The sequence below is a fragment of the Marinobacter sp. MBR-99 genome (assembly GCF_040547575.1).
Taxonomy (GTDB): domain Bacteria; phylum Pseudomonadota; class Gammaproteobacteria; order Pseudomonadales; family Oleiphilaceae; genus Marinobacter.
On the sequence record NZ_JBEPPY010000031.1, the window covers coordinates 1 to 26627 of the forward strand.

Here is a 26627-nt window from a genome sequence, read left to right on the forward strand (position 1 = left end):
CTTCGGAATAGCGTGGCATGAATGCTCCCATGCCGCCCCTGATTGGTTAAATTCAGGCGAAACCGCCTACTGGACAACTAGGCTGACAGAGGGGGCCCGCAAGCACCCACAACAGGCTTACCGCTCCTGCCTGGGCATTCTCCGGTTGGGGCAGAGCTACGGCGAGTCGCGGCTGGAAGCCGCCTGCCAGCGTGCCCTGATGCTGGGCAGCTGCCGTTACAAGAGCATTGAATCCATCCTCAAACACCGTCTGGATCAGCAGCCTCTGGAAGAACAACAGGAACTGGCCTTGCCCGACACCCACGACAATATCCGTGGCCCCGCCTACTACCACTGAAGGAATCTGACATGCTGAAACATCCAACTCTGGACAAGCTCCACGCCCTTAAGCTGACCGGCATGGCGGCCGCTCTGGCGGATCAGTCGGCCACCCCCGACATCACCGATCTGAGCTTCGAGGAGCGCCTCGGGCTACTCGTGGACCGGGAAATGACCGAGCGAGATAACCGGCGCATGACCAGCCGGTTGCGCCGGGCCCGGCTGCGGCACACGGCGATCCTCGAAGACATCGATTACCGGCACTCACGGGGCCTGGATAAAGGGCTGGTGCAATCACTGGCGGGCTGCCAATGGGTAAAAGAGCACCTGAACGTGCTCATCACCGGTCCCACCGGGGTTGGCAAAACCTGGCTGGCCTGCGCCCTGGCACATAAGGCCTGCCGGGAAGGCTACACCGCACAGTACGTGCGCCTGACCCGACTGATGCGGGAGCTGACCATTGCCAAGGGCGATGGCCAATACTCGAAACTCCTGACCAACCTCGCCAAGGTCGACGTGCTGATCCTGGACGACTGGGGGCTGATGAAGCTGAGCGCAGAGAACCGAAGGGACTTGCTGGAGGTGCTGGAAGACCGACATGGCCGGCGCTCCACCATCGCCACTAGCCAATTACCCATCGAGGAATGGCATGGCGTAATCGGTGACGCCACTCTGGCAGACGCCATTCTGGACCGGCTCGTTCACAACGCCTACAAGATCAATCTGCGGGGCGAGTCCATGCGAAAACAACAGGCAAAGTTGACGGCCACCGAGACTTCGGAGTAAGAAGAGAAACCCCGCGTCGCTACGCTCCGATGGGTGGCAGCCTTGCTCCGGTCCGGGTGGCAGGCTTCACGTGGAATGGGTGGCAACCTTCAGCGGTTTACGCAACTCCCTGAGCAACTGCGCCATAACGTTTACAGGTCGATGATGATTGGCGGGTTTACTGGACGATAGCCAGCATCACAAGTGCTCGCGTTCGCAAACTTTACTCCGTCGCTTTCGCGAATCGCGAAACCATAACTTTCGTGAATGTGGCCGCAAATGTGAGCCTTCAGCTGCGGTAACTCCTCAATCTTCTTCGCGAGCGGATAGCATCCGACGTGTTCACCGATATCCGGAATCCAGTCGAAAATGCCCAATGCTGGTCCGTGTGTCACAAGTACGTCAATATCCTCCGGGACAAGCTTCAGACGCTCCCTTCTCTCGCCTTCTTTCGCGTTGAAGCTCATCCATCGGAAGACCGGCTGCCAGGGAAAGCCGTAGAACTTCAAACCACCAATCGTTGCCTTTTCCCCTTGGAGATAGGTGATTCCGCTTTTCTCACACATTTCCCGGGACCAATCGGGGTATCGAACAAAACAGTGGTCATGATTACCAGCGATGAGAACTTTGTCCTTATACTGCTGAGCGCCCATCCAGCGCGTGAAGTCATCAAGCTGCGGCAAAGAGCCTGATCCGGTGCAATCTCCCGCGTGCACCAGCACATCCCCTTCCGGAAGCCGCAGCATCTTGTCATGCAGGCCATGCGTGTCGGATATGCAAACAATTCTCACCGCTACTCCCAAGGACAGTCTGGACTTCCCCACTCTTTGCCCACGGGTCCCCCGACGGCACCTTGGAGCTTTCTCTTTTTGATCCAGTCGATCGCGATCTTGTCCATATCTTCAAATGGGATTTCAACAACCAGTACATCCCAGGATTTGCCTTTGAACGTCTCTTTTTCGACTCGAAATTCCTGCGGATCATTCAGTTCAAGGAAAACGGACTTTGGTTGCGCGCTGAGCAGCTCCTGGTAATACAGGTGATGATTCGGGCCGCTGGAAATTGAAGCTTTTGTACTCATATCTGGGCTCACTGGTCGTCAATGCTCTCGAAAATATTGCTCAGTAATCATTACATTCCATAATGGAAAATAATGTTCTAAAACAATTACTTATTAAGAATTCAGCGTATGCCAACATAGAGGAAATCGCCAGTCAAAAGTTGCAAGAACGAATGATTTTTCTCGCGCTGGGGCCAACTTCCGGGTTAGGGCTCAATGCCACTGATCTCTCAAATACCGCGGCCAAGTCTCTACACGTTTCTTCAGGCTGTCTCGGAAGTCTGTGATCTGATGTTGTACAAATCGTCCAGCTTAGAGGAGGGAGTTGCGCCAGTTTGGTTCCTTGACTTACCCGTTCCGTCCATTCCACCGGCACTATAAGGGACAAGGCTCGCTGCGGCCTATCTGACGCTATGTTGCTGGATGATCAGGCTGCGGTTGTTGCTCTTAGTGAGGAGTTTTGGAGGGCTTCGATTGCGAAGTATCTGACACCCTACTCAGATTATGATCGCGAGCTCGTTGAAACTCTCGCTACCATCAAATCCCGACTGAATGAGTCGGATTGAAAACATAGCTTGGCCAGAGACTGACACCACAAAGGGCCGGTCGTTGAGGTCGCAAAGCGAACGTTCAGGTTTGGGGGTGACGTTATCAGGTTTGGGGATGACGTTTTTGTCTAGCGGCACCCTGGCAGGGGCGTCCGGCTGAGGGCGCAGGCCGGGAATGGTATTCCCCCAAAAAAGTGGACACGCCCTATTAGTTAGCACTTAGACGATTGGTTAGCGTAGTTCATGGTCGACGCAACCTACTTGCAAAATATGAATCGTTGCCGTGCAAGGTAACGCCCGTTTCACCTGGAGCCTCGGGAAATCGCTGTGGAGGAAGATCAGTTAAACGCAGCGGAATATCCACACGACTATTTCCCGCACCTATGCAGTAATCGTTGAGCCGATAAAGAGAAGTTCTAAAATCAGGCGATGGGTTCCATAGAACCATAAAGCCCAAGGGAAAGAACTTCAATACGGAGCTTATTAAAGGCGGGGTACCGAAGCGCACCAAAAAACCGAAATTTCGGATCGAGACCTGATCCCAGAATGGATAAATCCAGTAGTAAACGTGTAGATTATCCGGAATTTCTTGATCTGGATTCAGTACTAATTCTGCCATAGCATCCCCCATATCTCCCCTGGGAATGCGCTCCACTCCAAGAGCGAGGATGTGGCCAAAAACAGCACGAATGATTTTTCCGGGTGCTACCGGAAACCTAGTGATATCAGGGCGAGCCACCAAACTATGCAAATAATTTCCTACATTGTTGGCAAAATCCTTTAGTTCGAGATCATAGAGACCACCTAGATAATCCCCATTACAGGTGGCACGGATACTTCTAAACTTAACTCCCTGTTGAAAATCTCTACCTCTTCGGTCCTTTTCTGCCTGCGCATTAAGCACCTCGCCGATCCCATAGAGGGTCATTCTGGGAAACTTGATGGTGCCCTTAGGCGGCACATGATCTTCTGTCAGATCGCCATGCTCTCCACAGATGTTACAAAGTCCTCTTTTAGGACCTTTAGTCCGGATTAGGGGCATTCCATTCTCCTAAAAACGCTAATGCCGAAGCACAGCTGCGACCATGGATTGACAACGAAGGAGCCACGCAAAGCGAACATTCGAGTAGGACGCTTAACGCTACCATCACCGGTGCCAGAGCCGTAGCGAAGCGAAGCGAAGGTTTTGGCACCGATGATGGCCTGGCTATAGCCATTGTTCAAATGGATCTCCAAGATCCGAAGCTTTGCAATTCTTGGCTTCAATCCAAAAACCTATGTACTTCGGTAATAGGGAATCGTGACAGTCAGCAAGAAACTTTTTAACGTCCTCGTCTTTTACATCCTTGACTGCTCCCCTGAAGTAGTAGGAAAAGTCATCAAAAATCAGCGTTTCATATGTATTCTTAATCCTTATTATATGTTTATGCTTGACTCTGTTCGTTACTGCCTTCAACTTTGAAAACGTTTCATCTTCGCTTATCAATTTCAGTGAATCAAAAAAAGAATGGCCCGTATACCTTGATAAGAATTCCTGATTCCAGCCTACAGAAGGAGCTTCTACGTTAGAGTAAACTTTATAGAAAATATTCAACCCATAAGGCAAGGAGTCTATTAGTGCATGAAGACTCTGTACAAAAGCGAAGATGTTCGCTTCATACATTGTCCGTACAGATATTCCGCCATATTTTAGAGCCAATACTCTTTCTTGACTCAAGTGCTTCTTGTCCGAGAATTTTTCTATTTCTGCGTAGTGGTATTCACAATAGTCGATGCGCTTTTGGACAGACTGAAGTGCCAAATTGAGCTTATGGGTCTCCGTATTTTTGCCGCCCAGTTCCCTTTCTTTAAGATCGACAATTTCTTTGATGCTCATAGAGTGATTCTGATTCGTCATGCCGACCCCTTGATTCTAGCCATAACGCAGAACTTTGCGGCGATTTTGAAACTGCGGAGCGGTGGAAAAATTGCCCTACAACAGTGACTTTTTATGCAAATAGAGAATTTACGGCCAAAAGCTTCTTCCCAGTCGCTTCGATAGTCGATGAGTTTTCTCTAACAAACACATTTTCCCCTACAAAAGATAATTGCTTTTGGGCTGGAACTCTAATCCTGAGAACAGACATTCCCTTATAATCAACATAGTCCGACTGTGCAAGTATATGACTCCGCAAAGGCTCTGATAGTTCGGAAGATCTGATGAAGCCGATTACCTTTTCCAAGTACTGTTCTTCATTGACTGATAGAATCTGCATTTCTCTTTCTAAACCAACAATATAGCGAGACCCTACAACCAAGGGTTTGATTCCATCGAGCTCAGCCACTCTCTCAGCGTCTTTCTTATTATCGGCAACTCCAATAAAAATGAACCCATCAGCGTCGGGACCAACATTCGCTATTCCACATATTGTCTCTACAATTCGCACAAGTAAGCTTGAATCAAACTTTCTATTTGACGACAGATCAACAAAACCCTGCTTGCACTCGTAACGAGAGGTCTCCAACCTGGACCTCCGAAGGGAGTTCTCCATATCTAGAGCGAGCCCGGCACCATGCCTTAACATAGGAGGATCTTTCTTGACAAAATATCTCTGTATAAGGCCGGTAGTTCTGTCAACATTCTTCACTCTATCTTCGGTAGTGGAGAATTTTGCACTAACAATCATTGATTTCTGAAGACCCTCTAGCGACTTTATTATTCTTGGATAATCTTCAGGTGTTTTTTCCTCGACCACTACTAATTTATGAAAAGCCATAAATATTGAAAAGAAAGAGCTTTTTATAGGGTTTCTAGCGCCAGGATTAACCACACTTCTCAGAGCATTTGACTGACTGCTGAAATCTTCAATGACCGCTCTTAATACGGAGAGTGTTACCTTTACCTCCTCTTTTAAGCGATCACGACCGTATCGGTAAAATTCACGACGCAAATATTCATATTCGGTGGTGCCCTCATCATATATCTTGTCAAAGTATTCTTTGCTTCTAGCTATGGGGTCGCCGAGAACGATTGAGGCGCAAATATCGACGACCATCTCTTCATCTTCGCTATCACGTAGTTGCTTGGTCCAAAGAATACCTTGTTTACACCAGAATATATCTTCCGCTTTCAATGCATAACCCATGTCAGTCCTATTAGAGTCAATACTGATCTCGGGCATCCCAGAAAGAGGTAATCTATCCATCGATGAATCGCCACGAATTTCAGAGGCGAGTTCACGAATGAGCATTGAAAAACCATCTACCATTCCGGCCTGACGCTTCTCATGGGCGCTTAGTTGACGCCCTCCAGAGTTTATGCGTCCAAAAACATCGGTAACCTGATCTTCCGTCTCAATTGGAAAAATAGTTACCGCCAATTGATAATCCAAAATATCTGCGCACACAGAGGGCGAGAGTAGTTCGTTATCTTCTATGCTCACAGGAATAAAGGCACCGGCATCGGCAGCCTGTTTCGCTCTTGAAAACTCTCTGACATCAAAGTATTTATTGTCTACAGAATAAGAATTATCAATAAAAGAAAAGATCGCATTTAACCTCTGCATCCCGTCCATGATCTCGTAATAGGTTGAACCTCCGTCAGAGGCATCAGCTAATAGTATCAATGGAATTGGGTAATCCTTGATCAAGCTGTCAATCAGGTGCTGCTTTTCCGCCAAAGTCCAAACTAGTTTTCTTTGGTATTTTCGATTAACAATTAATCGATCGTCGCGAAATAGTCGGTATGCCTCTTGGACACTCATCCCGCGTGGAGTAATACTCATAATCAGATCCTTGGCAACTATGTAATTTTGTGCAAAACAGCAACTAGGCAGCACGCTTTATCATTGCAGAGATTTGACTGCGTCGTTATCACTGCCTTTAAACCACCAATCACGCTGCACATAAATCGATAAAACAACAGCTTAGCTGAGCATGGCCATCTCTGTCATGTAATCATTCAGCGTCTGCAATTTGGCCCGCCAATCATACGCGATGAAATAGCTGTGATGAGCCTAGAGGCTGTGGAGGAAAGCCCTGACTCGAATGTCCGCTTTTGTTTAGGTGCTTCGGTCGCAAAGCGAACGTTCAAATTTTGGACAGTGCTCGCGTTGACCAGAGCCGGAGCGATTAACCGGCACAGCAGGACAACTGCTTTACATCCTTGGTGAACGTTTGCGCACAGAGTTTGAGTCCTTCAACCATGGTCAGATAAGGGAACAAGTCATCGCCGATTTCCTGAACGGTCAAACCTGCTCGTAACGCCATCACTGCCGTTTGGATAATTTCACCGCCTTCCGCTGCGACAACCTGCACCCCGAGCAAACGGCCTGTGCTGCGCTCTGCTACCATTTTAATGAATCCATGGGTGTCAAAGTTTACTAGCGCACGCGGCACGTTTTCCAAGTCGAGCAGCCTGGTGTCCACGCTATAACCCCGAGCAACTGCTTCGGCTTCAGTGAGGCCAACGGTGGCGACTTGAGGATCGGTGAACATGACCCCGGGCATGGCACTGAGGTCGAGTTTGGCCTCGCCTCCCGTCATGTTGACGGCGGCTCGGCTGCCTGCGGCAGCTGCGACATAGACAAACTGCGGTTGATTGGTGCAGTCACCAGCAGCGTATATTCCGGTGACCGTGGTTTGCAGATGCTCATCCACCTGAATTGCGCCGCGTGAAGTTTCCACGCCAATGCTCGCCAGGTTCAGGGCCTCGGTATTGGGCGTTCGACCGGTCGCCACCAGTAGTTGGTCGGCTCGCAAGGTGCCGGCAGGCGTCTCGACGATAAACTCGTTGTCGCTATAGTCCACGTTGCTGGGCGTGGTCTGGCGAAGCACCTCAATCCCTTCCCGTTTAAAAGCCGCCTCTATGGCCTCTCCGATCGTAGGATCTTCGCTGGACAACACACGGCTCCGGGCTAAAACGGTAACCTTGCTGCCGAGTCTGTCGAATGCCTGAGCCAATTCCAAGGAAACGAAACCGGCACCAATCACGATCAGCCGTTTGGGAACGGTATCCAGCGCCAAGGCACTGGTTGATGTCAGGTAAGGAGTGTCTGCCAGCCCCGTTATTGGCGGCTCTGCCGGTCTGGCTCCGGTTCCAATAAAGGCGCGATCAAAATGAACCGGTTTTTCACCACCCTCAGCCAGCGTGACTACCAGGCTATTGGTATCGACAAACCGGGCCTCACCGTTCAGGACTGTGATGTCCTTGTGTTCTCGAAGTATCTTTTCGTACTTGGTGTCACGCAGCTCCTCCACTCGTGCCTGCTGTTGCTGAAGCAGTTTTGCTCGGTCTACCTGAGGAGCCTCAGCACTGATGCCCGCGTCAAACGGGCTTTCTTTTCGCAGGTGCGCGATATGTGCTGCACGAATCATAATCTTCGAGGGCACGCAGCCAACATTTACGCAGGTGCCGCCGACAGTCCCACGTTCAATCAGGGTGACGCGGGCACCGCGCTCTGTTGCCTTCAGGGCAGCCGCCATGGCGGCACCACCACTGCCGATTACCGCAATATGCAGTTTGTTGTCATTTTTCACTCGGGAAACTCCTTGGAGCTTTGAAGTTGCTCTCGTAGCTGGCGTCATAGTGCTTTTTCCGCCAGAACGCATAAACCGTCAGGCCGATGAATACCGCCAGTGCCGGAAGAAGCACATAGTCGAGATAGCCCGTCAGGGCGGCCAGTCCCACGGTGGCCATCAAAATGACCAGAATCGGTGTGAAGCAGCATAGTGCAACCAGAATAGTCCCTACCCTACTATGCCGACCCTGAGCAGGTTCTTCGGATTCTTCATTGCCCCTCCGGAGTCGCCTCTGAGGCCGTGGGAGTGGAGGGGTAACCAGCGTCGCTCGTGGCCTCGGTGAGCGCCTCTATGGAAGTGAGCGCATCGTTAAAGGTGACGACGGCTTCTCGATCAGGGTAGCTCACGGAAACTTGCGACACCCCTTCCACCTTACTTAAGGCCAACTTGACGGTGATCGGACACGCGGCACAGGTCATGTCAGGCACCGAGAGAGTTACTGTTTGAGACGCAGCCCAGGAGGACATGCTGAGCAAAGTGAGGAACATGGCAAGTACAAACTGTTTACGCATGAGAAAAATCTCCGTTTAGTAGAATAGAGGCAAAATGTAAGGGAACACTAATGCGACCAGTACCAGAGCCGTAACTACCCAAAAGATCACCTTATAGGTCTTTCGGACTTGAGGGATCGCACACGTTTCACCGGGTGAGCATTGCTCTACAGGGCGATAGATTCGTCGCCAGGCAAAGAACATGGCGACGGTGGCCGCGCCAATGAACAGCGGTCGATAGGGCTCCAAAGCTGTCAGGTTGCCGATCCAGGCACCGGAAACGCCCAGAGTGATAAGTACCAATGGCCCGAGACAGCACGCCGAGGCGAGAAGTCCAGCCATGCCCCCGACAGCGAGAGAAGCACCTCCGGATTTAGATTTGAATTTCGACATGACGCTGACACCTGTTGCCCATGGACTCGATGCGATAAGGTTACTTCCGTAGTCAAGTACGGAGTCAAGCAGTATGTCGGTTAAAGCCAGTTCACTGACTATTGGCGGCTTGGCCAAGGCGGCCAATGTAAATGTCGAGACGATCCGCTATTACCAGCGGCGAGGTCTGTTGTCGGAACCCAAACGACCTCTAGGTGGTATTCGACGCTACGGTTCCGCCGATATTGATCGGCTGACATTTGTTAAAACGGCGCAGCAGCTGGGTTTCAGTCTCGACGAGGTCGGCGACCTTTTAAGGTTGGAAGATGGCACTCACTGTCAGGAAGCCAGTGCGCTCGCCGAGCACAAGCTGAAGGATGTGCGTGAAAAGATCGAAAGGCTGGTCAAAATTGAGAAGGCTCTGAGCGACATGGTCAGTCAATGCCACGCACGGCCGGACAGCATCGCGTGCCCGCTCATTGCATCTCTACATGAGGGAGACATTGGAACAAAAAGCCAAAGGGATTAGCTTCTGAACCAATCGACCTCTTGAGGCTCTACCCCGTCACTGCGGACACTACGAAAAGATAGGCAGATTTATCGAACCGAGGTGCGCGAACGTTCGCTTTTGTTTATAGAGGAACGATATGAATCGGAGTAGCAAAATCCACTCAGTTTCGCTTTATTTTGACGAGATACCTATCAACAAAACCGGTGAATTGCCCCCAAGAAAAATCTAACCAAGCAAATCGGAATCGATACCAGCTTTATCCAAGGCCCGCTGAATGCGGCGTCGATACTTGTCTGCGGTACCACCGTGTTGCGCCGCCAGGTCTACGAAACTCCAGCCCTCGAGCTTTCGCTTGATCAACACGATGTCCTCTCCCGACAGGCCGTTCGCCGAAAGCAAAGAATCGACACGTTCCTCGTCCAACGAGGCCAAACTCTCAGTGTGACTCAGGTGTTGATCCCAGTAATCCGAATCGTCGGCTAATTCCGCATCAATGATGTACCTCGCCCGAGCACCGGTCTCGCCTTGATCATTGTTCAATGACCACCTTTTGAGCCGCGTATTGCAGTAATTCGCTACTCCTATCAGAAGGTAACGTGCAACCGGGTGAGCCAACGCGCCCGTCTGATCACCGATTTCGTCAGCCGCTTCTTCTTCAACTCTCAAAGAGGTCGTTCCACCATCGATCGCGTTGAGCAGTCTCAATGTGACTTCGTTCAGGGCATCTTCTGCAACCTGATGCACTTCAGAATCTTCGGTTTTTCCAAGGAAACGACCCAGCTTTTTCTTAACGACTGAGAGCGTTCTGCTCTTCACATCTTCGTGCGTCGCAATACGTCCGATCTCTTCAGTACTCACATTACTCGTCGAGTAGTCCATGCATCCTTCCTTTTTGTATGCACATGCAAATTATTAACAAATGGTAATTTTTGGATTTTCGGCAAAAATTCTTGAACTTTTCCAACTTTTTTGTCCGGTTTTGCTCTGCTGTTTAGTTACTTACCTTTGAACAGGTGGGTATCAACATTCCATAACCTAAATTAATTTCGTTTAAAAACAGCATGTTACTAGCTTGCGCTAGCTCTGTTTTTAGCTATGGATTGATATCCGAACAAACAAACTGGAGTAACCAATGCAGCAACGTGAACTCGTCAAACAATCACCGATTAGGTCTTCTTACCTCTCCTACTCAGCACACTACGGTCGAGTGTATGCGGTCGAAAGCACTCTCGAGCTCGACTACCTGAATCTGATCCGGTTTGAGAAAACCGCCGACTCTGTCGAAAGCCAGCCTTTCTCGATCCAGTTTCAACTCGGGGGTCGACCAAGACGCTATACACCAGACTTTCTGGTCCATGAGCGCGGAGTCGAATACGTCGATGAGGTGAAAACCCGAAGCGCAGCAAACAAGCCTGAGTTTCGCCTCAAAGCCGAGGAGCTTACCCGTTTTTTTAGGAATCGAGGCCAAATTTTTCGTGTGTTGACAGAAGATGACATTCGCCCAGGGCACCGCGCTCAAAATCTCCGGTTTTTGACGCCGGTACTGGATTTGCCCTCGCCGATTGATGAATTCGAAACGCTCCTCAACGCAACCGACAGGCGTTCCGGCTCGATGACAGAGTTTCGCGGACTGCTTGACGATCTCACCATCGATCATTCGTTTATTCGTCGCGCCGTCGCACACCACCTATTGCAGTGCGATCTAACGAAGCCCTGGTCCCAACTGGACCTCACCTGGTAACCCCCTCACATCCAAAACACTTTGAAAGGATCCGACTATGTTTAATGCTATCGCCGTGACCGGAAACCGTGTGTCTTTTCGCAACTTACACGCGACTCTGACAACACTGCCCGACTCAAGTGTCGCTCTCACCTTCGACGAAAAAAAGCATGGAACTATCATTAAGTCTCGCAGAGAGATTGAATTCGAGTTCGGGAAAACCCTTTATCTGATCCCAAAAGGGAAAGTCGCTGCGCCAAAAGCGCTCGACCTATCGATTACAGATCTGGAGGAACTGAAACGACGTTCTGCCTACCTCGAGGAATTGCAGCGGCATACGGAAAAGAATGGTGTTGGCGGGGTTAAGATTCGACGACAGATCATTGCAAGGGTGGCCCGGGAGATCAACGACACGCGTCCGATCTCTCCGGCAACTCTTGGGCGGTGGGCAAAACAAGCGCACGAGCACTCTCACGGCATCGCATCTACGCTAGGGACGAAAAAGCGCTGTCGCAAATCCTCCTTCTCCCAAGATATCCAGGATTTGGCGCTTGAAGTCATTGACGACTATTACCTCCAGCTCGGGAACCCAACGCTTCAGTATGCCTATGACTGCTTTACCGAAGAGTTTGAGGCCAAGTTTGGAAAGAAGGTTAAACGACCCTGTCGAGAACTCTTCCGGAAGTGGGCCACGCAAGCGTGCGACCCGATCGAATTCATCGAAAGACGAGAAGGTCGGCGCGCTGGAAAGGCAGCCAGGCGCAATGCAAAGAAGAAATTCCGGACCGAACGGATTCTGGAGCGCGTAGAAGCCGATGCGGTAAATCTGGCGATCGGTGTCACTGATGAGGAAGGTCGATATCTTGGACCTGTGACGCTGTTTGCCGTGATCGACGTTTACTCTCGGTCGATTCTAGGTCTGATTGCCCAAGTCGGCAGAGGCGAATCCTCAGGCTCAGTGATTGACAGCTACAAACATGCAATTGGCCCGAAGTCCCCTGACCTCCTCCCCAATAGTGTTCAAAACGACTGGCCGATGTATGGCACGCCAGAGACGTTTGTGAGCGACGGGGGTTCTGGTTATGTCAGCGTTCAGACCCAGTCTTTCCTGCTCGACGCAGGGTCCCAATCCCAGATCGTGCAAACCTACGCCGGATGGCGCAAGCCTTTCATTGAACGATTTTTCCTGACGCTACGCACTCGCTTTGCACAGACATTGCGGGGCTACTGCGGGAAACATACGGATCGGCCTAATCTGGATGCAACGATCAAAGAGAAAGCATCCATGACGTTGCAGGAATTTCGCAACGCTCTCTATGAGTGGGTCATCGATGAATATCACCAAACTGCTCACCGAGGTCTTAACGGTAAAACGCCCTACGAAGTCTGGGAAGAGCGGGCGCGTGAGTTTCCACCCCAATTGCCTGCCAACTTCGAGCGAATTAGATTCACCATGGGTGAAACCAGGATGTGCAAGATCTCTGGAGATCACGCCCACCAGGGCATTCAGCTCAATAAGCTGCGCTACAACGACAATGAAGACAGGCTCAAGCATATCGGCATGACTCTTCGAAGAATGGGGCGGCCAGCCGAGGTCCAAGTAGAGTACACGCACAACGACGTTCATTCGGTCAACGTCGTTGATCCCATCACCGACGAGGTATTCCAAGCTTTTGTATCAGACTTGGACATCAAGCCAGGCACAACGCTCGCTGAGTTGAAAGCTCAGCGGGGAAGCACCTATGCCAATAAAGGCTTCACAGGCCGGCGCAAGTCTAGATCAAGCCTAACAGTCACTAATGCCAACGAAGCACACGATGCCAACATGCGACGAGTTGGCTCGCGGCAAACCCAGCGTGCTCCTACCAACGCTATTTATGCAGAACTGGTGCGACCCATAGAGGAAGAGGACACCCTTCCTCGTCCGACTGTCCGCAGGAGCTCGATGAGGACTGAAACGCTTGAACTCAGCTCAGAAGAATATGGTGCGGATGGAGAATACGAAGATGATTGATTGCGATAGCAGACGCTACCTAGGACTGAGGCCGGCGACGGTCGCTTTTGCGGACTGGCGAACAAGACACGACCGCTTCAAACAAGCAGTTGGTGACATTCTGCGAACTCATGCAATGTCTGGCGTAGAAGGAGTTGGGATGCTGCTGATGGGGATACCAGGGCTGGGAAAATCGTCAATCCTTGCGTCCTATATCAAGCATCATCTCGCAGAGCGCGATGATTTAGAGAGTCCTGGTCGCTCGAAAGAGCCCATCATTCTTGTCTCTGTACCTGCGGAGCCGACGCTTAAGACGCTGATCCAGGAGATCCTCCTGGCGTCGAGCTATGAGGGATCAATTAAGGGTACCGTTGGAGAGCTCAAACAGAAGCTCAACGAATTTATCCAAGAGCGAGGGGTAGAACTGCTCATTTTCGATGAGTTTCAGCATTTTCTGCGCGAGCAAGCGAAGTCCAATACAAGAGGTGTTGTAAATCACATCAAACTAATGATGGATAAGCACAAGCTGGCCGTGGTGATGGCTGGCACACCCGCGGGCTACAGATCAATTGCTCACTACGACGAGCTGTATCAACGATTCGCTCAACGCCAGACGCGTCTCACCCCGTTTCAAATTGACTCGGAAGAAAATCGTCAAGCTTTCGGTTCGTACCTGAGAGCCTGCGCGGGTTTTCTTAAGCGCCAAGGCGTCGAGCTCACTCCGTTGGCTAAGAAAGAAATGATGGTGCGCGTTTACGTCGCGACAAAGGGAATCCCTCGATTGATCGCAGGGCTCATAATGATGGCACTTGAAAGCACAGAGCACGAAACGGTGATTACTCAGAAAGATCTTGCTGAGGGCTTCGCTAAAACGGCAATGAACCCGGATCTCGGAAACTTCAATCCATTTTGTGCAAGTTACGAACGGGTCCTCGAGCGTGCGGCTAAAGCTCAGAAGAAAGCAGCGAGTGAAGATTTAAAGAACTGGGACATTCATTGATGAAACGATTCGCTATCCGGCCGGAACCTCACCCTGACGAATCGTTCAACGGTTTCCTATTGCGCGTTGGCAAACTCAACTGCGTCTTTAAGCCGGCCGAAATCCTCGACTCTCTGGCCATACAGACCACTGCCGCGTCCGGAAATTCCGGGTGGCTCGAAGCTCCATCGAGGGAAACGTTCAGAGCACTGGAACGTAGACTTGAGAGGTCTTTAGAGAGCCATCGGGTACGATTTAAAGCACGAGATCAGCTTCCGTGGCTACGGTCAGAACATCGGATGATTCACGATTTACGGCTTGGATTCCCCCGTATCTGTCCAAGCTGTGTGTCGGAGCAAGGCTTTTTGGACTGGCGGTGGGGACTTGCTATAACGGCTCATTGCCCGAAGCACAAATGTTTGCTGGTAGAGAACTGCCCTAGCTGTCACAAGAAGCTCGCCTGGGGCGGGAGCTTGCTCATAGGCTGCCCCTACTGCGAAAAAAACTGGGATGACATGGAGCTCAGCCACGCATCTGACATCACCGAGACGGAGCGTCAGCTCTGGGAAGGGATGGGCTCGGAGCTCGGCGACCTGGACGAATCACGATTGAGGGACGTATGCCTGGCAATCGGCGTTGCAATGCGCCCATTCGACGTAATTCACGAGCCGGTCAAACACTGTCCCAGTCTCACAGCCCATTCGGATTTTGTACGTCGTGCATATCTGCTCCTCGAAAGCCCAAAAATGAATGCATCCTGGCGCCACCAGTGTCATCAAAGAAGAAAAGCAGTCCACTTTCTCGGCAAGGATTTCGTGGAAGCCCCGTGCAACCTGTTCCGTGCTCATGTAGAGCGAAACTGGCGAGGCCCTCAGGAGGAAACTCGGCTTAGCGTTGAGACACCGGGTCCGAAGCCTAATTTTCCGGAAGTCACGGAGTACATTTCCCAGTCGAGGCGGGACAGAGATTTGGAATCGAAAGGAAGTTCAGGCTATCGATATCATGTCACTGTTCAGTCATTCGCGGAGATTACCGGTATGAGCATAGAATCTGCGCAAGATTTCTTTCGAGGCGACGCCTTAATTGCTCACAAAAATGTGCGCTTCTCTCGTAGCCGCAGATTCGATCTACGACAGTTTCGTAGAATCATCCAGACACTGGCCAAGCCCGAGGATTCGATTGAAATTTTCCCGGACAACAAAGCCTTCAAGAAGCATTTGACCACGTTTGGGCAACTCGCCAATGACGTCATACTTCGTCGGGTCCCCGGCGGATTCTCGAAAGCCCGTGGAATCCAGAGCATATTTCTTAATCGGTGCCAGTTTGAAAAGTGGCTAACTGATCAGCTTTTCCGGAATGCCAAACGAGAACTGAAACTTGAACAAGTCACCGAGGCACTCGATTGTACGACTCAGAACGTACGTGATCTCGTAAAAGCTGACGTACTCAAATTGGCGAAAAGCCAAAACGGCCAACCGAGGGTTCGAGGTCGATCCTTTTGTGAGCATGTTGTGCTCTCGGCGCAGGTGAGATAGCAAGTGGTTAAGCCAGAGGGGAGCAGATCAGTTGATTTCAAAGATCCTTGAATCTCATCCTAGCGCTGGACTGAAATATCACCTGCTCCGTTTCTCAATTATGTTGGGCTTTCAAGCTCTTTACACACCGCAATTCGTCAGTCGGATCAGATGTCATAGTCAGTTATGACAACCCCCTCTGTAGAACGTTCAAGCCAACGAAGACGTAATTCTCAACTGTCATTGCACCTTCACCTCCAGGTAACAATTAGTTAACTAAATGTTAACCAATGTTAATCAACATGTCAGTGCAGTCTAAATTTGACAAGGATGGAGCAAGGAAATGCGTTTATTTTTGATGTTATTGATAACTCTAGGATTGGCCGGCTGTGGTGATTCATCGACTGAGCCAACCGATACTCAGGCTTCAGCTGAAGACCAGGCCACTGAGAACGACTCGAACTCAGGAGTTGAAGACGATCCAAACTCGGATCAACAGCCCAAAAAACAGCTAAAGGTAGGCCTGCTCCCGGATACCCAAGGTGGAGGAGACAACGTAGCGATTCACCCGATGGAAGCAGTGTTAGCGAAGTTGAGCGATGAGAAAGTTGACATCGTGATTCCTGTCGGCGATCTGACCGATCATGGCACGACAAGAGAATTCGAGCAGTGGACCAACGTTGCTGAGAAATATCGTAACCAGGGGATTGAGTTTCTTCCTTTGATGGGAAACCACGAGGATAGTTATGCCTACACCGTCGAGTGGATTGAAAATATGAAGGAGTACATTCCGCAGGATGCCGTTCACATGAGTGGCGCGGAATACTTGGATTACTACGTGGTTCGAGACAATGTCCTCATTATTGCTCTTCGCTACTACCATTTGCCTGTAGCATTTCAGTGGCTCAAGGACGTCATCAATGAGCACCGTGATGATGTGGATCACATCGTGATCGCAAGCCACGACGGATTGATTGGCGCCAAATATGGCGAGACCCGCGAGATGATTGTTGAGGGTGTCAAAGATGACAACCGTCTTTTCCATCAATGGGACGAGATACGCTCTTTCTTTTCGAAACACGACGTAATCTGGGTGCAGGGTCACGAACATATGTATCAACGGTCTGTCGTCAAAGCACCGTTGGGTATCGAAGCAACCAGCTGGACACAAGAAGATCGGAATTATCGACTTCCGCAGTACACGCAAATAATGTCTGGAAACGCCTCATACAAAGGCTATGAGTTTCGTTATGGCGAACGCGAACTCGTTCAAGCCATTGTCCAGCAGAAGATGAATACGCTGAAGAATGGCTCTTCCGCCTTTGATGCAAACGCGGGTGTTCTGTCCTTTTCAGGCTCTCGGGTTGATTACAAGAATTGGTTTACTGAGCACACAGTCACTTCGAACGAAGATGGCGCCAAAGAACTGGCGCAACCGAATTGGACATTGCTCGATCAATTCTCACGAACGACTGATCGCTGTGAACGACTGGTTTATCCGAACAGCATTCCAGAGGAAACACGACCCGTAATGGTTCTGGATCCTCAATATCGCACCAACGAATGTTTCTCGGAAGATGGGAGTGTAGTCAAGCTTATTGATGGCACGAACAATACCTTCAATCGTGTTGAGAGCCGAACCCGGAGTTTAGGGTGGACGCAAGGTTTCAGCCGTGCTGAGAGTCAAAATGATCTAATGCGTCTTGCATATCAGTACCTGTTCCAAGTGCACCAAAGGTGGACGCCCAATTTAAATGGCAACAACCGCATCTTGCCGAATACCGAGGATTCGAGCGAAGTCAATGTTCCCGAAACTACCATTGACCTCAAAGAGCATCTCACCATGAGCTGGGCCCCCGAAGAGTCAGACACGGTTGGTCAGGTGATGATCATCAGCGGGACACAGAACCAAACTGGAACTTTTAGCAGTGCCTACGGGGCGCCCAAAGACATCGAAACAGATTCAGGGTTGCCAAACAGCCAACCAGACGGAAGTGCAAAACAGCCTGTTACCGTACCGAATTACGCAACCAAGGATTGGGATGTCGAGACAGCAACCTCGGATACGTATGTTATTCAATTCGACGCCCCGAGAGGTGCGAATTTTGAAGGCGTAGGTCCTGCACTAAAATCCCATGACGGAACTTGGAAAATCCTGGCCGAGCCGGAGTGCTGGATCGAAGGTGCTTATTCTAGTCAGTACCTGCAAGAGGCGCCGATTCGGGCAGACGGGTGCGCGAGCTCTCCCCTGGTCGGATACGACTCACAGTATAACGGGAGATGGTGGGCCGTCATGAACCAAGATGCAGAAATTGCACTTGTAGAAATTGACTAAATCACCACTCAGTGAGCCCTCTTGCTAATTGCAGAAACTTGCAAGACGGGCTTACTGGCGCCCACATGTTTAAAACCCAGCTTTTTGACTGCTCATAAGTCCCGAATGATTATCTGCTATGAGACAGTGTAAACATCTATGTTTTAGTTAAAGGGCTAATTAGAAGCCTCCGGGAAAACCGGCGACGGCGCTGGTAGGGTTTGGTTACGCTTAAATCGTTCATGTTAAGTGTCCACTAGAAAATAAGTGGACACTATCCTGACGACGACAGCGCCAGGCTCAAGATGGGATCACAACCCGGTTTTCTTCTAGACTCTTCTTTAGGTGATTTTGACAATCTTCCAGTGTTTTTTAAGCAGACGAGCGACCTGATCGTGGCTAAGGTCTCCATCTTTGAGCAACCGGAAACACTCATCAATTAGCACAGCACACGGCACTGCATGCTCAGGGTGGTTTTTAGTTTTCCCGGTCACAGATGCTGACGCGCCATAATAGACATAACGATCTTCGGGATGGAGGAAATAATTGAATATTCGGGTATGGACAACGTCCCGCCCCTCCTCTACTTGGTTGGCGAAATTATAGACAAGCGCTTTACATGCTCTCAGCAAAATCTCGTCTCTCGTGAAGTCGGGCATCATCAGACCTACTTATAAAGTTGATTTTTCCGGAGTGCCGGAGCGCAGCGTAGGTGCCTCCGGCAACTGCCACTTTTATGGTTTATTTCAGTCGTGAAAACATCTGCGCTTTATCTGGCATTTCACCAAAATCTTTCTCTAATTTGGTTGCCTGACTCTCAAAGTCATCGCTAGCAATGTCTGCCGTCCAGATAGGCCGTACGCTACCGGTGAACGAATCGTCATCAAGGAATGGTGCGAAATGAGACTGAACCACCTTATAGATATTTAGCTCGACCCTCATTTTTGCAAAGTCCATCTGACTCCACGGGATCCAGCCATGTTCCGTTAAATACCAGTAGTTCTCATTTTTAGATAGCTTTTGTGGATAGCATCGAGAATCACTATTCCAGGCAGTCGAGTAACTTCGATGAGCAGCCTCTAAAGACCGGAGCAGCGATGCTGCATCAACACTCAAAACAGCGTGATTGCTCCTCAAGCGATCATCAAAGTTCCGAAACACGGCGTCATTAAGCTCAATATCAACAGGCAGAGATGCGAGTAACCCATTTGCAGACTTGTAGCCTAAAGACTGAGAGAGCAGTTCTTGGGTGCGTGTCGTCTTAATTGAAACTCCATCGTCTGCGAGAAGACTACGGAGCGAACCGACCACAGCATGAAACTCTCTTTTGGAACTGATTTTCATATGAATTCTCCTCTGCGCTCCCCATTTATTAGCAGCTGAATTCAAATGAAAATGCATAAAGCAGGATTATCACGAATAGAGTTGGGGGCTCAGGCCTCGTTTAGCCCATGCAGCATGCACTACATTGGCTCTCATCTTAGCCACTGAAAAAGCTGTGTCAAATTACTAGGGTCCATAACGTCACTATTCAGTAGCCGGCTTGAGAGAGCTCTGCTTCTCCAAGTCGACCCGTTGAAGGCCCGCTCAAGCCTGAGCAAAATTAAATGACTTGCTAGGGTATTTCACGCCCCAATTGCTAAAGCATTCAAGGCGAAGCAATGGTGTTTCATCTCGACCCATCATCCTTATTTTGGTTCTCTTTCCAGGCCGCCCCACTAAAGCCATCAGTACTTTACCTTCCCTATTTTTGGTGCTAAAAATCTATGCGGATCAATTCGTTAGCGATCGCCCACGGAAGAAATCTCATGCTATCCGTGATTAACGATTAGAAATCTCGCCTTATCACGGTCACCCAAAATCGAAATTTTGGTGACCCCGCCGCAAGTGTTTGATTTCAAAGATCACCAGATCTCACCGTAGCGCTGGACTGACATTAAGGGATCAGGTCGGGCTGCCCCTCCGAAAATGCTTGTAGCCATGGATGGCGGAAAGCAAGCGTACAGGGATGTACTTGCAGCGGTTTTCGGAGGGGCAGCCCGACCTGATCCTTCCACCACACCACGAAGGCTGGGATAAAGAGGAGAGCACCACCGTGTCAGGCAAAACCGTCAACAGCGCCATTCTGCTGCTGGTCATCGGCAACGCCATGGCCATCCTCTCCGATGTATTTATCAAAATGCTGGAACCCGGCGCCCCCGTCTTCCAGTTCGCCTTCCTGCGCTGCCTCCTGACCCTGGCCTTCCTGATCCCCCTGGCCCGCAAACTCGACCGCCAGAACCTCTTCGGCGGCCTGAAAATCCACGCCATCCGCGCCCACATCCACCTGGTCGGCATCGTCTGCATGGTGATCGCCCTCACCAATTTACCGCTGGCCACCGCCAACGCCCTGTTTTACGCCGCCCCGATACTGGTGATGGTGCTCTCCGCCTTCTTCTTCCGGGAACAACTCACGCCCCTGAGCGTCACCGCTGTCTTCAGTGGCTTTGCCGGCATCATCGTCATCCTGCGCCCGGTGGAATTCAACTGGGCAGTGATTGCGGCCCTGGGTTCAGCCTTCGCCCTGGCCATCAACGCCGTGATGGTGCGCCAGCTGCCCAGGGAACAGACCACCGTCCACAAACTGTTCCTGAACTACCTGCTGATCGTGCCGGCCGCAGCGGCCCTGGCGTTCTGGGAAGGCGCCGCGTGGAACCCGCAGATCCTGATCAGCGCCGCCGGCTCAGCCCTGTTCATCCTGGGGTACAACATCACGGTATTGCTGGCCTACCGGCAGGTGGATGCCAACCAAGTCACCAGCGCCGAATACACCGGGCTGATCTGGGCGGTTGCCATTGGCTGGATCTGGTTTGGTGAGGTGCCGGACCTGTGGTTCCTGGCCGGCAGTCTGATGATTGTGGTGCCGCTGGTACTAATTGGCCTGCGGCACCGGCGCCGCTCCCCGGCACGGGGCTTCAACCCCGCGACCCGGGAATCAACTTCGGAAAGGCTGATTGCCGAACCTACCGGCGGGTCTGGTCAATAAGAATCTGGGTATCACGAATGATCCGGGCTGCCCGATACTCTGGCGGCATCCGGTCGTTATAGCCCAGGGATGACCGGTAACCGCTGCGATGATTGTGGTACTTCGGTTTGTACCGGTAATGGGAGTGCTTTTTGCCATAGTCCCGGCGGTCATACCGATGCTTGTGGCGATTATCCCGATAACGGTTGTCGCGGTGGCGATCATGGTACGACCGGCGGTGCTCGGCCCGCAGCATTTTCTTTTGATGCCCCGGCGGCAGCGCCTTGCCCCGATCCAATTGCTTCTGAATACCCGGCGGATGTCCGTGACCACGGTAGCCGTCTGCCTGGGCAATACCGGCAAAGCCCAGAGCGACAATCAGGGTACTGCTGATCAGAAATCGTTTCATAGTGACTCTCCCGTCCATACCGACTGGAACCATGCTAAACGGAAACATTCCGTGAAGCCTTGCCACCAGATTAATGATAAGAAGGGAGATGTCAGTGCCCAAGGGCCGGTTTTGCACAAGCTTTACATGGGTTGACGTTTAACTGTCCGAAGCCTCGACAGGCCCGGAACGAGTGAGGTGAGATTCAATTGAAAAGGTATGGCGGCAGTCATCCCCCAACGCCCGCAGGGACTCCGCCAGCCTGAGCAGATATTCGGAATTGGGCCCGCTGGGGCCAACCGCTGCGGCAATCTGGGCGGCAATGTCGGCTTCCGGGGCCTCGCCCAGAAACGCCTCGTTATCCTCGGTGGCGATATACACCAAGCCCTCGGCATGGCTGCCATCATCAAAGGTCATGGTGGTGCTGAAGCGCAGGTAGCCGTTCTTTTCCCGTACATCCAGATACTCGAAAACATTCGGTGAAACCCGGAACGCCATGCCCCGGCAGACCGCTCCGGGTTGCTCGATCAGCGTGACCACCCGGCCAGGAGCCTCGGGCGTACCACGATGGTCATGGGACCCTTGCCAGAACCGGCGTGCCCAACCGCGAATGGATGCCGGCCGCTGTTCCAGGAACGGGAAATCCACCTTGTAGATCAAAGAGCCGTAACCGAACAACCAGACAGAGTCGATGCCGTCAAAGTTGTAGCGGGTACGATTGTGATCAATGGTGTTGGCGGGCATAACAAACCTGCAGAGGATACAAAAGCCTGATTCTGTCAGGCGCCTTGAGTGCTTGCAATAAAGCCGGCGATACCGGTCAGCACGATTTCCGCCGCCATGGCAGAGAGAATCAGGCCACTGATTTTCGACATGATGTTCAGGCCGGTTTTACCCAGCACTTTCTCCAGGTAGCCCGACAACCGCAACAACACCGCCAGAATCAGCAAGCCGGACACCAGGCCCAGCAAGCCGCCAGCCACTTCGTGCACGGCTTTCAGCTCAGCACCGTAGACCATGATGGCACCGATGGTGGCCGGGCCGATCATCACCGGAATGGCCAGGGGCACCACAGCGATGTCGTCGCGGTCTTCTTCCGGCAGGCCGGTGGCATGGTTGCGGGTGCCGCTGGTGACCAGGCTGATGGCGGTGAGGAACAGCAGGCTGCCGGCGCCAATACGGAACGAGTTCAGGGTAATACCGATAGCGCTGAACAACAGCGGCCCGGCAAAGAACAGCACCACGCCCAAAATGAACGCCGAAACACAGGCCCGGCGAATGATCGACGCCTTCTCCGCCGCCGGTAGGCCGCGGGTCAGCGCCAGGAACATGGTGACCACAAAGAACGGTGCCAGCAGGAACAGGAAACGGATGGTACTGCTGAGGTAAGTGGCAAAAAACGTTTCAAACATTAAAGCAAATCCGGCCAGGGGTTAAAGCCGGTAAGCATAGCGCCTGTGGGCAGATTCTGCCGTAAGGAAGAGAACCTATTGGCCGGCGGAGCGGATCAACGCTTCTTGATGGAGGGCTTGCGCGGCTTGCCGGGTTTGCCCTTCGGGCCGGTCGTGCGCCCACCGGCCTTCGGGCCACGGCCAGGTTTACCTGCGGGCGGTTTGCCGGTGCCTTTGCCAGTTCCCTTTCCACCTCGACCGGGGGAAGGTTTACCTGACGGTTTTGCGCCGGCCCTGGCCGGTTTACCACCGGCACCCGGGCGGGCACCTTTGGGACCGGCGGGTTTCTTGCGGGTCTTGCTGGCCGCCGGCTGCGTTGCTTCCGAAGACGAATCCCGGATGGCATCAAACAGTACCGCCAGTTCCTTCTCCGTCAGATCCCGCCAGGCGCCTACCGGCAAACCCTGCAGGCTGACGTTCATAATCCGCACCCGCTCGAGCTTGGTCACCTCATAGCCAAAGTATTCCGCCATCCGGCGGATCTGACGGTTCAGGCCCTGCACCAATATGATCCGGAAGACAAACCGGGAGACTTTCTCCACCTTGCAACGCTTGGTCATGGTCCCCAGAATCGGCACGCCGTTGCTCATGCCTTCCACAAACTCCCGGGTCACCGGCTTGTCGACGGTCACCAGGTATTCTTTCTCGTGGTTGTTGCCGGCCCGTAGAATCTTGTTCACCAGGTCACCATTGCTGGTGAGGAAGATCAGTCCCTGGGAGTCCTTATCGAGGCGGCCAATGGGGAAAATGCGCTCGCTGTGGCCGACAAAACGCTGGATGTTGTCTTTCTCCGCGCTGTCGGTGGTGCTGACAATACCCACCGGTTTGTTCAGGGCAATGAAAACCAGATCTTCCTCGTCCCGGGGCTCCACCACCTGGCCGTTCACCCTCACCACATCGCCCGGCAACACCTGATCACCCACCTGGGCCCGCCGACCGTTGATGTGCACGTTGCCCTGCTCGATGTAACGGTCAGCATCCCGGCGCGAACACATGCCGCTCTCGCTGATGTATTTGTTTAGTCGGGTGGAGGTTCGGTTGGCCATGACATCCTGCCGGTTTCAAATGATGGGTAAATGCGCGGGCGGCACACAACCCGCGCATCATCCCATTGCATCACCCTGACGGCAACTGCCAGGCCTAATGTCCGTCAGCGCCTGCGGAACGGATAGAACAGCTGCCCCAGGTAGGAACCCGGCAGTTTCTGGGTGGTACCATACTCCGCCGGCCAGTGCGCTTTCGGGAAATGGTAAGTGCCAAACAGCCGGTCAAAGAGCACCGTGTGTGCCGAGTAATTGGTATCGATGGCCGGCTTCTCCGAACTGTGGTGCCAGTGGTGAAACTGCGGCGTTACCAACAGGTACTTAAGCGGCCCCCAGGGCACATTAAGATTGCTGTGGATAATGATGGCCTGCAGCGCGGCGAACGTCACATAGATATCCAGTGCTTCCTTGCTGGCACCAAGCAGATACAGAGCCAGCATAACCAATCCACGTTCAATGAAAATCTGAACCACATGGGCACGGGAGCCTGCCAGCCAGTCCATGGTTTCCACCGAATGATGGACCGCATGAAACGGCCACAGCCGCCGGACTTCATGGAATACCCGGTGCTCCCAATACAGAACGAAATCGGCAACCAGAATCAGCAATACTACCTGCAGCCATAACGGCGTGCTCTGGATCGCCGCCTGCAGGCTGTCGCTGGCCACCCACTCGAAGTGTGTCACCAGGAAATTGCCAAACAGCAGAACCGCTGAGATCAGCAAATGATTCAGGCAGAAGTAAAAGAAATCCAGACCCCATTCATCCCGCAAGATGACCTGCTCCCGATACTTCGGAAAGAGCTTCTCCAGGCTGGTGAAGACAATAGTGGAACCCAGAAAGGCTAAAATCAGCCAGTCCACACCGAGCGACAGCGGTTTCGGCTCCACCGGCCCAACAGGAACGTTGTAGCCACCCAGAGCAAACGCGATCAGCGTCATGGCAATGCCCGCAGCGCCAAGCCGTTTGCGCCGATCAAGCACAAAAGTGGTGATGCCGAAAAAGAGGGAGAACCACATGCCGTACTTTAAGACATCCTGAAGTGCCTCAGCATCATACGCGGCACGCAGATCGGTGGTAGTCAGGTAGGAAGGGAACAGGTAGGCAAGCACGGCCGTCAGGCTCAAGCCGCCGAGAAATATCGAAAAATATCCGGGAATTCGTCCGTTTCGAAAGCGAAGCTCTTTTTCCGGACGGGGCTCTACCACCCGCTCGCGGTATTGGTAATTGGTATCGTGTTCCGTGTTCATGCGTTCCCTGCAAATGTTCTGTTCCGCACTCGCTTGAGAAAATTTTTCTTATCGTTCCAAGCGATGGCTTTGCTTTGACCCTATTTTACAATAGAAGTAATTTTCACCGGACAACTGCTATGGTAATCCTCCCATTTTTAACCGACTGTATGAGTAGAGGATTAAGCTACCTCCAGCAGCCTGGATAGGGTGGGCAGTTACACAATTTGGTTTACAGCCTCGCGGAGCGCGTAGCCATTCTAGCCAACAGCATCACTCCGCAGATTTAAAACCAGGCAACCCGTTCTGAGCCCGCCATTGCTCAACAATTTCGACAATACGCTCTGGCGTTGAATCCTCTGGATTCTCCGGATAAAAAATCAGGTCAGAACCAGCTGGGTGCTCTGAAACAGCAATAAAGTTTTCCAACAGACGATCTTGGTGCTCGTCAGATCCTTCCGCTTCATAGATGGCTACCACCAGCGCCAGAAATTCGTTTCTGGTGTAGTCTTGTAATTGATTCTTTGGCTCCATAGCAGAACGTTATCCTCGATGAATGTGTATGTGATTTTTTGGCGTATTTACTCGCAAATTATCGAGCTCATAAATGCCACCCCCATTTCTGACTTCCTTTAGATGGTGCAACTCAAAAGAGCGACGTCCCCCAACAGTGTGAATCATAGGAGCTCGCGGTGCTCGCCCCTTGCGCATTCGGTTAACATTGGCCGGAGAAAACTGGCTTCGCATACCTTCTTCAGCACTTACTTCAACCCAAAAAGCCTCTCGGAACCGATCAAAGCTCGCAAATTCACGCCCCCTGAGCCGATCTGCGATCTGTGCAGGTATCGGCGCTCCAAGATCTCTTGAAGCACTCTCTAACCAGATTCCGGGAATTTCTTCTCCGCTTCCAGTGACCACCCCTCGTTCATCCCGGGCGGTCTTCCGGAAAACCAAATACAACGGCTCAATACCACTGTCAGTCGGAAAGCTGACAATCAGCTCAACCTGATCCTCAAAAGGCCGCTGGTAGCCCGGCGGCGAATGTTCCTGGCCATCCTCCTGGATGGGCGTCACCAGAATGCTATAGGGATCAATCCCGGAATCCGCCGGGTATTCGGTGCTCACAACCGGGCGGTGGCCGCTGTCATCCGGATACCAGACGAGGGTGAAGTCGTCGTCAACCACCACTTCAAAATTCTCGCCCTTGAGCTCTGCGTGAGCAACCGGAACCCGGTCTTTGTATCCAGTGCTGTCGTTGACATGATAGCCGGCAACCCGGAGGTTTCCGGTGGCATCCACGTGCAGATGAAAACGTACCCGAATGGCCGCCTCAGCCATTTCAAGGAGTTCTTCCTCGGTGTACAGGGT

26 protein-coding genes and 2 pseudogenes are annotated in these 26627 nt (G+C 51.9%); 10 read left to right on the plus strand and 18 right to left on the minus strand.

Annotated features, from left to right (window positions below; translation table 11 throughout):
• Together ABIE59_RS19080 and istB are read left to right on the plus strand one after the other, a co-directional pair.
• Positions 1–337, plus strand: a pseudogene (locus ABIE59_RS19080) (hypothetical protein); the annotation flags it as partial.
• Positions 338–348: 11 nt separating this feature from the next.
• On the plus strand, positions 349–1104 hold the full coding sequence (gene istB, locus ABIE59_RS19085; RefSeq protein WP_354449334.1) for an IS21-like element ISSpu5 family helper ATPase IstB: 756 nt from the start codon (positions 349–351) through the stop codon (positions 1102–1104).
• A gap of 131 nt (positions 1105–1235) precedes the next feature.
• On the opposite strand, the gene ABIE59_RS19090 is transcribed toward istB, so the two are convergent.
• The 9 genes from ABIE59_RS19090 to merT form a co-directional block, all read right to left on the minus strand.
• Entirely contained in the window at positions 1236–1874 is a 639-nt protein-coding gene (locus ABIE59_RS19090; RefSeq protein ID WP_354449336.1) for a metallophosphatase domain-containing protein, read from the minus strand.
• A gap of 2 nt (positions 1875–1876) precedes the next feature.
• Positions 1877–2164 carry a hypothetical protein gene (locus ABIE59_RS19095; RefSeq protein ID WP_354449338.1) on the minus strand — a complete coding sequence of 96 codons (288 nt, stop codon included), beginning with the start codon at positions 2162–2164 and terminating at the stop codon, positions 1877–1879.
• A gap of 768 nt (positions 2165–2932) precedes the next feature.
• Positions 2933–3733: a hypothetical protein gene (locus ABIE59_RS19100; protein WP_354449340.1), complete on the minus strand. Its 801-nt coding sequence runs from the start codon at positions 3731–3733 to the stop codon at positions 2933–2935.
• 165 nt (positions 3734–3898) lie between these two features.
• A complete protein-coding gene (locus tag ABIE59_RS19105) occupies positions 3899–4567 on the minus strand; it encodes a hypothetical protein (RefSeq protein WP_354449342.1) in 669 nt (222 codons plus the stop codon).
• A 112-nt stretch (positions 4568–4679) separates the two neighbouring features.
• Entirely contained in the window at positions 4680–6455 is a 1776-nt protein-coding gene (locus ABIE59_RS19110; RefSeq protein WP_354449344.1) for a GmrSD restriction endonuclease domain-containing protein, read from the minus strand.
• A gap of 346 nt (positions 6456–6801) precedes the next feature.
• Positions 6802–8256: a mercury(II) reductase gene (merA, locus tag ABIE59_RS19115; protein ID WP_206769573.1), complete on the minus strand. Its 1455-nt coding sequence runs from the start codon at positions 8254–8256 to the stop codon at positions 6802–6804.
• Positions 8198–8368, minus strand: coding sequence for a mercury resistance system transport protein MerF (gene merF / locus ABIE59_RS20030; RefSeq protein ID WP_011783482.1), 171 nt, complete (start codon positions 8366–8368; stop codon positions 8198–8200). The genes merA and merF overlap by 59 nt, the downstream gene beginning before the upstream one ends.
• A 91-nt stretch (positions 8369–8459) precedes the next feature.
• Positions 8460–8762 carry a mercury resistance system periplasmic binding protein MerP gene (merP, locus tag ABIE59_RS19125; protein WP_011783481.1) on the minus strand — a complete coding sequence of 101 codons (303 nt, stop codon included), beginning with the start codon at positions 8760–8762 and terminating at the stop codon, positions 8460–8462.
• Positions 8763–8777: 15 nt separating this feature from the next.
• Entirely contained in the window at positions 8778–9134 is a 357-nt protein-coding gene (merT, locus tag ABIE59_RS19130; RefSeq protein ID WP_011783480.1) for a mercuric ion transporter MerT, read from the minus strand.
• A 73-nt stretch (positions 9135–9207) separates the two neighbouring features.
• Here merT and merR point away from each other — a divergent pair, with 73 nt between their 5' ends.
• A complete protein-coding gene (merR, locus tag ABIE59_RS19135; RefSeq protein ID WP_011783479.1) occupies positions 9208–9642 on the plus strand; it encodes a mercury resistance transcriptional regulator MerR in 435 nt (144 codons plus the stop codon).
• 207 nt (positions 9643–9849) lie between these two features.
• Here merR and ABIE59_RS19140 read toward each other — a convergent pair whose 3' ends face one another.
• Positions 9850–10503: a hypothetical protein gene (locus tag ABIE59_RS19140; RefSeq protein WP_354449348.1), complete on the minus strand. Its 654-nt coding sequence runs from the start codon at positions 10501–10503 to the stop codon at positions 9850–9852.
• A 253-nt stretch (positions 10504–10756) separates the two neighbouring features.
• Between ABIE59_RS19140 and ABIE59_RS19145 the strand changes: the two genes are divergently transcribed.
• The 6 genes and pseudogenes from ABIE59_RS19145 (at position 10757) to ABIE59_RS19170 (ending at position 18165) form a co-directional block, all read left to right on the plus strand.
• Complete coding sequence (locus ABIE59_RS19145; RefSeq protein ID WP_354449350.1) at positions 10757–11365, plus strand: TnsA endonuclease N-terminal domain-containing protein; 609 nt, start codon at positions 10757–10759, stop codon at positions 11363–11365.
• A gap of 37 nt (positions 11366–11402) precedes the next feature.
• Positions 11403–13358 carry a TnsB C-terminal domain-containing protein gene (locus tag ABIE59_RS19150; protein ID WP_354449352.1) on the plus strand — a complete coding sequence of 652 codons (1956 nt, stop codon included), beginning with the start codon at positions 11403–11405 and terminating at the stop codon, positions 13356–13358.
• Positions 13351–14337: a TniB family NTP-binding protein gene (locus ABIE59_RS19155; RefSeq protein WP_354449354.1), complete on the plus strand. Its 987-nt coding sequence runs from the start codon at positions 13351–13353 to the stop codon at positions 14335–14337. The genes ABIE59_RS19150 and ABIE59_RS19155 overlap by 8 nt, the downstream gene beginning before the upstream one ends.
• Positions 14337–14729 (plus strand): annotated as a pseudogene (locus tag ABIE59_RS19160) (TniQ family protein); the annotation flags it as partial. The gene ABIE59_RS19155 and the pseudogene ABIE59_RS19160, both read left to right, overlap by 1 nt.
• 102 nt (positions 14730–14831) lie before the next feature.
• Positions 14832–15851 carry a hypothetical protein gene (locus ABIE59_RS19165; protein WP_354449368.1) on the plus strand — a complete coding sequence of 340 codons (1020 nt, stop codon included), beginning with the start codon at positions 14832–14834 and terminating at the stop codon, positions 15849–15851.
• Between the two features lie 322 nt (positions 15852–16173).
• Positions 16174–18165, plus strand: coding sequence for a metallophosphoesterase family protein (locus ABIE59_RS19170; protein ID WP_354449356.1), 1992 nt, complete (start codon positions 16174–16176; stop codon positions 18163–18165).
• Positions 18166–18885: 720 nt separating this feature from the next.
• Here ABIE59_RS19170 and ABIE59_RS19175 read toward each other — a convergent pair.
• The gene (locus ABIE59_RS19175; protein ID WP_354449358.1) at positions 18886–19488 is read right to left on the minus strand and encodes a hypothetical protein; all 603 of its coding nucleotides are present in this window, start codon (positions 19486–19488) and stop codon (positions 18886–18888) included.
• Positions 19489–20239: 751 nt separating this feature from the next.
• Between ABIE59_RS19175 and ABIE59_RS19180 the strand changes: the two genes are divergently transcribed.
• Positions 20240–21169, plus strand: a complete 930-nt coding sequence (locus ABIE59_RS19180; protein WP_072678090.1) for a DMT family transporter — start codon at positions 20240–20242, stop codon at positions 21167–21169.
• Here the strand turns inward: ABIE59_RS19180 and ABIE59_RS19185 are convergent.
• The 7 genes from ABIE59_RS19185 to ABIE59_RS19215 all read right to left on the minus strand — a co-directional run.
• Positions 21147–21557: a hypothetical protein gene (locus tag ABIE59_RS19185; RefSeq protein ID WP_058090828.1), complete on the minus strand. Its 411-nt coding sequence runs from the start codon at positions 21555–21557 to the stop codon at positions 21147–21149. The genes ABIE59_RS19180 and ABIE59_RS19185 overlap by 23 nt on opposite strands.
• A 138-nt stretch (positions 21558–21695) precedes the next feature.
• A complete protein-coding gene (locus ABIE59_RS19190; protein WP_058090829.1) occupies positions 21696–22280 on the minus strand; it encodes a gamma-glutamylcyclotransferase in 585 nt (194 codons plus the stop codon).
• Between the two features lie 35 nt (positions 22281–22315).
• Positions 22316–22948 carry a MarC family protein gene (locus tag ABIE59_RS19195; protein ID WP_058090830.1) on the minus strand — a complete coding sequence of 211 codons (633 nt, stop codon included), beginning with the start codon at positions 22946–22948 and terminating at the stop codon, positions 22316–22318.
• Between the two features lie 95 nt (positions 22949–23043).
• A complete protein-coding gene (gene rluF, locus ABIE59_RS19200; protein WP_354449362.1) occupies positions 23044–24033 on the minus strand; it encodes a 23S rRNA pseudouridine(2604) synthase RluF in 990 nt (329 codons plus the stop codon).
• 104 nt (positions 24034–24137) lie between these two features.
• Complete coding sequence (locus ABIE59_RS19205; protein WP_354449364.1) at positions 24138–25280, minus strand: sterol desaturase family protein; 1143 nt, start codon at positions 25278–25280, stop codon at positions 24138–24140.
• A 252-nt stretch (positions 25281–25532) separates the two neighbouring features.
• Positions 25533–25793 carry a bacteriocin immunity protein gene (locus ABIE59_RS19210; protein WP_200201580.1) on the minus strand — a complete coding sequence of 87 codons (261 nt, stop codon included), beginning with the start codon at positions 25791–25793 and terminating at the stop codon, positions 25533–25535.
• 9 nt (positions 25794–25802) lie between these two features.
• Positions 25803–26627 (minus strand): S-type pyocin domain-containing protein (locus ABIE59_RS19215; RefSeq protein ID WP_354449366.1); only part of this gene is annotated, 825 nt, incomplete at its 5' end.

Excerpts from the sequence above, each read along its gene's own strand:
- istB (WP_354449334.1), top strand. The coding sequence starts at position 349 with ATGCTGAAACATCCAACTCTGGACAAGCTCCACGCCCTTAAGCTGACC.
- ABIE59_RS19095 (WP_354449338.1), bottom strand. The coding sequence starts at position 2,164 with ATGAGTACAAAAGCTTCAATTTCCAGCGGCCCGAATCATCACCTGTAT.
- ABIE59_RS19100 (WP_354449340.1), bottom strand. The coding sequence starts at position 3,733 with ATGCCCCTAATCCGGACTAAAGGTCCTAAAAGAGGACTTTGTAACATC.
- ABIE59_RS19105 (WP_354449342.1), bottom strand. The coding sequence starts at position 4,567 with ATGAGCATCAAAGAAATTGTCGATCTTAAAGAAAGGGAACTGGGCGGC.
- ABIE59_RS19110 (WP_354449344.1), bottom strand. The coding sequence starts at position 6,455 with ATGAGTATTACTCCACGCGGGATGAGTGTCCAAGAGGCATACCGACTA.
- merA (WP_206769573.1), bottom strand. The coding sequence starts at position 8,256 with ATGACGCCAGCTACGAGAGCAACTTCAAAGCTCCAAGGAGTTTCCCGA.
- merF (WP_011783482.1), bottom strand. The coding sequence starts at position 8,368 with ATGGCCACCGTGGGACTGGCCGCCCTGACGGGCTATCTCGACTATGTG.
- merP (WP_011783481.1), bottom strand. The coding sequence starts at position 8,762 with ATGCGTAAACAGTTTGTACTTGCCATGTTCCTCACTTTGCTCAGCATG.
- merT (WP_011783480.1), bottom strand. The coding sequence starts at position 9,134 with ATGTCGAAATTCAAATCTAAATCCGGAGGTGCTTCTCTCGCTGTCGGG.
- merR (WP_011783479.1), top strand. The coding sequence starts at position 9,208 with ATGTCGGTTAAAGCCAGTTCACTGACTATTGGCGGCTTGGCCAAGGCG.
- ABIE59_RS19140 (WP_354449348.1), bottom strand. The coding sequence starts at position 10,503 with ATGGACTACTCGACGAGTAATGTGAGTACTGAAGAGATCGGACGTATT.
- ABIE59_RS19145 (WP_354449350.1), top strand. The coding sequence starts at position 10,757 with ATGCAGCAACGTGAACTCGTCAAACAATCACCGATTAGGTCTTCTTAC.
- ABIE59_RS19150 (WP_354449352.1), top strand. The coding sequence starts at position 11,403 with ATGTTTAATGCTATCGCCGTGACCGGAAACCGTGTGTCTTTTCGCAAC.
- ABIE59_RS19155 (WP_354449354.1), top strand. The coding sequence starts at position 13,351 with ATGATTGATTGCGATAGCAGACGCTACCTAGGACTGAGGCCGGCGACG.
- ABIE59_RS19165 (WP_354449368.1), top strand. The coding sequence starts at position 14,832 with ATGGAGCTCAGCCACGCATCTGACATCACCGAGACGGAGCGTCAGCTC.
- ABIE59_RS19170 (WP_354449356.1), top strand. The coding sequence starts at position 16,174 with ATGCGTTTATTTTTGATGTTATTGATAACTCTAGGATTGGCCGGCTGT.
- ABIE59_RS19175 (WP_354449358.1), bottom strand. The coding sequence starts at position 19,488 with ATGAAAATCAGTTCCAAAAGAGAGTTTCATGCTGTGGTCGGTTCGCTC.
- ABIE59_RS19185 (WP_058090828.1), bottom strand. The coding sequence starts at position 21,557 with ATGAAACGATTTCTGATCAGCAGTACCCTGATTGTCGCTCTGGGCTTT.
- ABIE59_RS19190 (WP_058090829.1), bottom strand. The coding sequence starts at position 22,280 with ATGCCCGCCAACACCATTGATCACAATCGTACCCGCTACAACTTTGAC.
- ABIE59_RS19195 (WP_058090830.1), bottom strand. The coding sequence starts at position 22,948 with ATGTTTGAAACGTTTTTTGCCACTTACCTCAGCAGTACCATCCGTTTC.
- rluF (WP_354449362.1), bottom strand. The coding sequence starts at position 24,033 with ATGGCCAACCGAACCTCCACCCGACTAAACAAATACATCAGCGAGAGC.
- ABIE59_RS19205 (WP_354449364.1), bottom strand. The coding sequence starts at position 25,280 with ATGAACACGGAACACGATACCAATTACCAATACCGCGAGCGGGTGGTA.
- ABIE59_RS19210 (WP_200201580.1), bottom strand. The coding sequence starts at position 25,793 with ATGGAGCCAAAGAATCAATTACAAGACTACACCAGAAACGAATTTCTG.